This is a genomic window from Mesorhizobium sp. M2A.F.Ca.ET.067.02.1.1, assembly GCF_004023285.1.
Classification (GTDB): Bacteria; Pseudomonadota; Alphaproteobacteria; order Rhizobiales; family Rhizobiaceae; genus Mesorhizobium.
This window is the reverse complement of the sequence record NZ_RZSB01000254.1, coordinates 1-7,525: the sequence shown is the minus strand read 5'-3', so window position 1 is coordinate 7,525 and position 7,525 is coordinate 1. Positions and strand designations below refer to the sequence as shown.

Annotated in this window: 7 protein-coding genes; 4 read left to right on the top strand and 3 right to left on the bottom strand. The window is 63.9% G+C overall.

Features of this window, described 5'->3' with window-relative positions; genetic code table 11:
- The 4 genes from EOA28_RS18160 to EOA28_RS18145 all read left to right on the top strand — a co-directional run.
- On the top strand, positions 1-392 hold a 392-nt coding region (locus EOA28_RS18160), incomplete at its 5' end, for a DUF429 domain-containing protein (RefSeq protein WP_128315119.1).
- A 150-nt stretch (positions 393-542) separates the two neighbouring features.
- A complete protein-coding gene (locus tag EOA28_RS18155) occupies positions 543-1,184 on the top strand; it encodes a carbonic anhydrase (RefSeq protein WP_040991526.1) in 642 nt (213 codons plus the stop codon).
- Between the two features lie 10 nt (positions 1,185-1,194).
- Complete coding sequence (locus EOA28_RS18150) at positions 1,195-1,611, top strand: nuclear transport factor 2 family protein (protein ID WP_126080519.1); 417 nt, start codon at positions 1,195-1,197, stop codon at positions 1,609-1,611.
- Positions 1,612-1,693: 82 nt separating this feature from the next.
- Positions 1,694-3,748 (top strand): M3 family metallopeptidase, encoded by a 2,055-nt coding sequence (locus EOA28_RS18145; protein WP_127251626.1) that lies wholly within the window; start codon positions 1,694-1,696, stop codon positions 3,746-3,748.
- Between the two features lie 118 nt (positions 3,749-3,866).
- Here the strand turns inward: EOA28_RS18145 and EOA28_RS18140 are convergent, their stop codons facing one another.
- The 3 genes from EOA28_RS18140 to EOA28_RS18130 form a co-directional block, all read right to left on the bottom strand.
- Positions 3,867-5,411 (bottom strand): M81 family metallopeptidase, encoded by a 1,545-nt coding sequence (locus tag EOA28_RS18140; RefSeq protein ID WP_127251625.1) that lies wholly within the window; start codon positions 5,409-5,411, stop codon positions 3,867-3,869.
- 74 nt (positions 5,412-5,485) lie between these two features.
- Positions 5,486-6,310 carry a carbohydrate ABC transporter permease gene (locus EOA28_RS18135; protein ID WP_126080522.1) on the bottom strand — a complete coding sequence of 275 codons (825 nt, stop codon included), beginning with the start codon at positions 6,308-6,310 and terminating at the stop codon, positions 5,486-5,488.
- Complete coding sequence (locus EOA28_RS18130) at positions 6,307-7,176, bottom strand: sugar ABC transporter permease (RefSeq protein WP_127251624.1); 870 nt, start codon at positions 7,174-7,176, stop codon at positions 6,307-6,309. Before EOA28_RS18130 ends, EOA28_RS18135 begins: the two co-directional genes overlap by 4 nt.
- Between the last annotated feature and the right edge of the window lie 349 nt (positions 7,177-7,525).

Genomic DNA, 7,525 nt, shown 5'->3' with positions numbered 1-7,525 from the left:
TTTCCATCCAGGCTTTCGGCATCTTTGCCAAGATCCGCGAGATCGATCAGCTGTTGATCGCGCGGCCCGAACTGCGCGGCCGTGTCTTCGAATCGCATCCGGAAGTGGCGTTCTGCCGACTGAATGGCGGCACGGCGATGGCGCTGCCGAAGAAGACAAAGGGCGCGGTCAACCCGGCCGGCATGGAGGAGCGCAAGGCGCTGCTTTGCCGGCATGGCTATGAGAAGCGTTTCCTCGATCAGGCGCCGCCGCGGGGTGCTGCGAGCGACGACTTCCTCGACGCGGCGGCGATGATGCTGATCGCCGGGCGTATCGCCAGCGGCGCGGCGCGGCCTTCCCCCGACCCACCTCTGGCCGACCGTTTCGGCATACCCGTCGCCATCTGGGCTTGAGGCAAAATCGACCGCGCAGCTTTTGGCGGCATGCGATTGCGACGCCGCCATCCGCAATTCGGCATTGCCCACGACCTGCATTTGCCGCTAGAGGCTTTTTCGATCGCAACGAGCTGCCGCCTCCAACCCCCGGAAAGGCTCTAGCCGCCCATGCCTCACCTCCCCGAGCACCTCCTCGCCGGCTATCGCAACTTCATGAGTGGCCGCTACCCAACCGAAAGCGACCGCTATCGCTCGCTGGCGCGCGACGGTCAGGCGCCCGAGACGATGATCGTCGCCTGCTGCGATTCGCGCTCGGCGCCGGAAGCGATCTTCGATGCCGGTCCCGGCGAGCTCTTCGTGTTGCGCAATGTCGCCAATCTGGTGCCGCCCTACGAGCCGGACGGCGAGTATCACTCGACCTCGGCCGCGCTCGAATTCGCCGTGCAGAGCCTGAAGGTGAAGAACATCGTGGTGATGGGCCACGGCCGCTGCGGCGGCATCCGCGCCGCGCTCGACACCAACTCCGCGCCGCTGTCGCCCGGCGATTTCATCGGCAAATGGATGAGCCTGATCGCGCCAGCCGCCGAGACCGTGGCCTCCAGCACGATGATGACAACGACGGAGCGCCAGACCGCGCTGGAGCGTATTTCGGTCCGCTACTCCATCGCCAATCTCAGGACCTTTCCCTGCGTCTCGATCCTCGAAGGCAAGGGCAAGCTCTCGCTCTACGGCGCATGGTTCGACATCTCGACCGGGGAGCTGTGGGTGATGAACAAGGAAACCGGCGATTTCGAGCGGCCGGAGCTTTAACGGAGGCGTGATGCACCGGATCAGCTGGAGGATCGTTCTGGCGGCGACGCTGCTCATGTCCTCGCTCGTCCGCGCCAGCGCGGATGACGGCGCCATCATCGATCGCTGGTATTCGGCGCTGCTGGTCGCCGACCGTACCGAATTGTCCGACCTGCTTGCCGACGACGTGCGCATGAAGCTCGACGACATCGGCGTCGTCCAGACCAAAGAGGATTTCATCGCCTCGATCGACGAATGGCAGGGCGCGGTCGCGGGCGCGGCGATCCGCCATCGCATCGAAAAGAGCGAGAATGGTGAGACCACGGTGCTCGCCTGTTACGATTTTCCCAACAACGATACGCTCATGCGCGAGACCTTCACCGTCGCCCGCGGGCGCATCGTCGCCAGCACGCAGACAGCGGTGGCGCAGGACTGCAGCGGCTATTGAGGCGAGGTCCGTGTTGCGCGGCGCGCGGCATCGCCCTACATCCGAGGCAGCCCGCCTCCAAATCAGTCCACCGGAATCGCTCATGTCATCTTCAAAAGCCGTCGATCTCGCCGCCCATCCGCTGACCCTTTGGCAGGGTCCGCTCGGCCTGCCCGATTTCTCGCGCATCGGCGACAATGATTTTGGCCCTGTCTTCGACGCGGCGCTGGCGGCGCACCAGGCCGAGATCGACGCCATCGCCGGCAACAGAGAGACGCCGACCATCGAGAACACGCTTGCCGCGCTCGAGCTCGCCGGCGAGCCGCTCGACCATGTCTCGTCGATCTTCTGGTGCCGCGCCGGCGCCCACACCAACGACACGATCCAGGCGATGGAACGCGAGGTTTCGCCAAAGATGTCGCGGCATTTCTCCGCGATCTCGATGAACGAGAAGCTGTTTGCCCGCATCGACGATCTCTACCAGCGGCGCGACAGCCTGAAGCTCGATGCCGAGACGCTGCGGGTGCTGGAGAAGACCTGGAAGGGATTTGTCCGGTCGGGCGCCAAGCTGGATGCGGAGGGCAAGAAGCGGCTTGCGGCCATCAATGAAGAGCTCTCGTCGCTCGGGACCAAGTTCGGCCAGAACGTGCTCGCCGACGAACGCGACTGGGCGCTGTTCCTCGACGAGGCCGATCTTGCCGGCCTGCCGGATTTCTTGAAGAGCGCCATGGCCGAGGCGGCCGAGATGCGCGGCCAGAAGGGCCGCTATGCGGTGACGCTGTCGCGCTCGATCTACGAGCCGTTCTCGACCTTCTCCGAGCGCCGCGACCTGCGCGAGATCGCGTTCAAGGCTTTCATCATGCGCGGCCAGAATGGCGGCGCCTCCGACAACACCGATGTCGTGCGTGACATGCTGAAGCTGCGCGCCGAGAAGGCGAAGCTGCTTGGTTACGATTCCTTCGCGGCGCTGAAGCTCGACGATACGATGGCGAAGACCCCGAAGGCGGTGCACGAGCTGCTCGATCCGGTGTGGGAGAAGGCGCTGGAAAAAGCCGCCGCCGACCAGAAGGAGCTGGAGCGGCTGGCGACAGAAGCCGGCAGCAACGAGAAGTTCGCGGCCTGGGACTGGCGCTTCTACCAGGAGAAGCTGCGTGCCGAGAAATTCGCCTTCGACGAGGCGGAGCTGAAGCCGTATTTGCAGCTCGAGCGCGTCATCAAGGCTTGCTTCGATGTCGCCACGAAACTGTTCGGCATCACTTTCGAGGAGAAGAAGGGCATCGCCGCCTGGCATCCCGATGCACGAGTCTTCGTGGTGAAGAATGCCGACGGCAGCGAGCGCGGCCTGTTCCTGGCCGATTATTTCGCCCGTCCGTCAAAACGTTCCGGCGCCTGGATGAGCGCGCTGAAATCCGGCTACAAGCTCGGTCATGGTTCCAAGCCGGTGATCTACAACATCATGAACTTCGCCAAGCCGCCGGCCGGCGAGGCGGCGCTGCTGTCGGTCGATGAGGCGAAGACGCTGTTCCACGAGTTCGGCCATGCGCTGCACGGCATGCTGACCGACGTCACCTGGCCGTCGGTCTCGGGCACTTCGGTCAGCCGCGATTTCGTCGAACTGCCCTCGCAGCTTTACGAGCATTGGCTGACGGTGCCCGCGGTGCTGGAAAAGCACGCGCTGCACGTCAAGACCGGCAAGCCGATGCCGAAGGCGCTGCTCGACAAGATGCTTGCGACCCGCACCTTCGGCGCCGGTTTCGCCACGGTCGAGTTCACCGCCTCGGCGCTGATCGACATGGCCTATCATGCAAGGCCTGAGGCGCCGGCCGAGCCGCTTCGGTTCGAGGCCGAGACGCTGGAAAAACTGCATATGCCCGACACGATCGCCATGCGCCACCGCACCCCGCATTTCGGCCATGTCTTCGCCGGCAACGGATATTCAGCCGGCTATTATTCCTACATGTGGTCGGAAGTGCTCGACGCGGACGCCTTCTCGGCTTTCGAGGAAACGGGCGATGCCTTCAATCCGGAATTGGCCGAGCGGCTGCGGAAGAACATCTACGCCGCGGGTGGGTCGAAGGATCCTGAGGAGCTTTACACGGCGTTCCGGGGAAAGATGCCGTCGCCCGAGGCGATGATGGTGAAGCGGGGGCTGGTGTGACTGGCTAATCTCCCCCCTTGTCGGGGAGATGGCCGGCAGGCCAGAGGGGGGCGCTGTCCCGCCGACGTTGCAGTCCATCATAGTGGCCGCCGCCCCTCGTTCCGTTCGCTGCCCCAGGCTAGGTGAGGCCGCGATCCTTCGCGCCCCCCTCTGCCCTGCCGGGCATCTCCCCCACAAGGGGGGAGATTGGCTGTTTCCACGGATCCGCCACCCTCGGCCAGATCGGCCGGTTGAGCTTCCTGTAATCCGTCTTCGCCGGGTTGCTCGGATAGGAGCTCGGCGCCGCGACATAAATGATCTCGGCGGCGATCGGTGCGAAGCCGGCGTAGAAATGGTTGGTCGATTTGATCAGCAGGATGTCCTTGCTGAGCGGATCGATGCCGATGTTGGAGAAGACATCCGGCTCGAAGGTCTGGGTGCGGTTGGTGTTCAAGATGACGTCGACTTCCGTGCCTTCGATGCGCACCACAGCCGACGGCCCCAACGTCACCCGGCTCGGACCGAAGCTTTGCCAGCCTTCGTTGGTCGTCTTCAGCACCGTGACGCGCGCGTCGATCGGCTCGCCGGCCTGCGGCCCGGCCTTGCCGCCGAAGCGCAGATCGATGACCGCGCCCTCGCCGGCGGCATGGCAGAAGGTCACGGCGATCGGGTCCCAGATCGTCGCCACACCGACCTTGTTCACGCCGCGCTTGAGCAGCTCGCGCAACACGATGGTGCCGTCGCCCGGCACGCCGCCGCCGGGATTGTCCCAGATATCTGCGATCACGACTGGCTTGTCCTGGTGCGTCGCGCGCACGGCAAGCGCCTGTTCGATGCCCGCCGAGGCGGAGAGCATCGTCATCGCGGTTTTTTCGCGCAGCGCATAGAGCTCGCGCCCGAGGCTTTCCGCCAAAGCATCGCCCTTTGCCTTGTCGTTGTCGGTGACGACCAGGATGCGCGTGCCCATCTCCGGCACGTCGGCGGCCATGAAGCCGTGGATGACCGAGACCGACAGCACGCCGTCCTTGCCATGCAGCGCCTTGATCCTGTCGACGAAGGAGCGCATCGGCTCGCGGCTGGTCGGCAGCACCTGGATCATGCGGCAGTCGAAGGTCGAGATCACCGGCTCGATCTCGCCGCGCGCCGCGGCAAGGCCGAGCTCGACGACATGCTCGCCGCGCTCATAGAAATCGGTATGCGGGAATTCGAGGAAATAGGCCATGATATCGCAGGCCGCGACGCGTTTCGGCGTCAAATGGCTGTGCGGATCGAACTCCGAAGCGATCACCACCTTCGGCCCCACGATAGCGCGCACGCGTTCCAGCAGATCGCCTTCGCAATCGTCATAGCCTTGCGCGACCATGGCGCCATGCAGGCCAAGGATCACCGCATCGACCGGTAGGGCGGCCTTGAGCTGGTCGAGGATCTCGTCACGCAGCGCCTCATAGGTCTGACGCTGCACCAGGCCGCCGGGCTCGGCCCAGGTCGCCGTGCCTTCGATGACGGTCAGATCTTCCTTCGTGGCGCGCTTGCGCAGCGCCACGATCGGCGAGGAGCACAGCGTCGGCGTCTCTGGGTGTTTTCCCGGGCCGGCATAGAAGGCCATCTCGAACGAGGCCCGGTCGGTCGGCACCGGCGAGAAGGTGTTGGTTTCCGTCGCCAGCGAGGCGGTGAAGATGCGCATGAACGCTCCCTAGACTTCTTGTTTTTGCGATTCCGGACGAAAACCGCTGCGTATTCCTGGAATTGCCGGGATTGCTATTTGACGGCCCCGAGCGCAAGGCCCCGGACGAGGTAGCGCTGCAGCCAGATGAAAAGGATCGCCACCGGCAGCGTCGCCAAAAGCGTGGCGGCCATGACATGGTGCCATTCGATCGTATAGCGGCCGGCGACGAGCGAGAAAACCTGGATCGGCAGCGTGTAGCTTTCCTGGCTGCGGAGCATGGTGAGCGCGACCACGAACTCGTTCCAGGCGTTGATGAAGGTGAAGATCGCCGTCACCGCGATCGCCGGCAGGCAGAGCGGCAGGAAGACCTTGCGCAGCGTCAGCCAGCGGCCGGCGCCTTCCATCCAGGCCGCCTCCTCGAGATCGCGCGGGATGGTGTCGAAATAGCTCTGCAGCATCCACACCGTGAAGGCGACGTTGAAGGCCATGTAGATGAAGCCGAGCGCGGTGGTCGACTCGACCAGGCCCCAGGCCGCCATCAGCCTGAACAGGCCGAGCACCAGCACGATCGGCGAGATCATCTGCGAGATCAAAAGGAACTGGCGGAAGGCCCCATAGCCGGCAAAACGAAAGCGCGACATGGCATAGGCGGCTGGGACCGAGATCATGATCGCGCCGAGGGTCGCCAGCGCCGAGACATAAAGCGAATTCAGAAGCGCCTGGCCGAAGCCGGTCGCCACCCACATGTCCGCGAAATTCGACCAGCGGAACTCGCTCGGCCACCAGGTCGGCGTCAGCACCTCGGTGCGCGGCTTGACGGCGGTGAGGAACATCACCGCGAAGGGGAAGATCGTCACCACGATCAACGGAGCCAGCAGCAGCCAGGCGATGACGGTGCGTTTCAGCTTCGGCGTCATGCGCGCTGCTCCCGCATGGCAAGCCGCACATAGATCATGGTGAAGACGAGCAGGATCGCGAACATCACCAGCGACACGGCGGAGGCCTCGCCCAGTTTGCCGATGCGGAAGGCGAGCTTATAGAGATGCGTCACCAATATGTCGGTCGAGTTGGCCGGCCCGCCCTGCGTCATCACCCAAATGATCGGGAAGGAGTTGAAGACATAGATGGTGTTGAGCACGATCGCGATGTTGATGAAGGGTTTGAGCAGCGGAAAGGTGATCTCGCGGAACTGCTGGAACAGTGTCGCGCCCTCGAGCGCGGCCGCCTCATAGAGATCGTCGGGGATCGACGACAGGCCGCCGAGGAAGATCGTGGTGGTGAAGGGCACGGTCACCAATATGCCGATCAGCACCTGCATCGGGAAAGCGGTCTCGGCGCTCGCCAGCCACTGGATGTTCTGGCTGATCAGCCCGAGCTTCATCAACGCCGAATTCAGCATGCCGCTTTCGCCGTTGAGCGCCCAGCGCCAGACCACCGCGGTCATGGTCAGCGACACCGCCCATGGCAGCATGATGATGACGCGGGCGATGCCTCGGCCATAGAAATCCATGTTGAGGATCATCGCCACCGGGATCGATAGCAGCAGCGCGCCGCCCACGACCAGCGCCGTCCACAGCCCAGTGCGCCAGAGCGCCGCGACGAAATCCGGGTCGGCGGCAAGCGCCGAGAAATTGGCCAGGCCGCTGAATTCGCGAAGCTGGCCAAAGCGGTTGACGTCGTGCGTCGAGATCTGGATCAGGTCCCAGACCGGCCAGAAGATCACCACCGCCGCCAAGAGCAGGCTGGGCAGCGTCAGCAGATAGGGCAGGAAACGATTTTGCATCGGCTGGCTTGTACTGCGTTGCGTTGTTGGTGGTGCTGGTTTGCCAGCCTGTGCAATGCTCGCCTGTCCCAGGCTCGGTCTCGAACACTTTTCTCGGCGTTAGCGCTGCCCCTCACCTGCCTGCCGGCATCCTCTCCCCGTATAGTGACGGGGAGAGAGACGCTGTCGCCGGCGATTTCGCCAATCACCAACGTAGCAGGAAAAGCGCCAGCGTTGCGGCCAGTGTCCAGCGGATAGATGGGTAACACTTTGAACCGGATACATAGGTAACAGTTTTCTCTCCCTATGATGCGGTCGCCGCAGCGCCAAGCGGTCGGCTTGGCGCGGCGCTGCGGCGAACCAGTTTCAT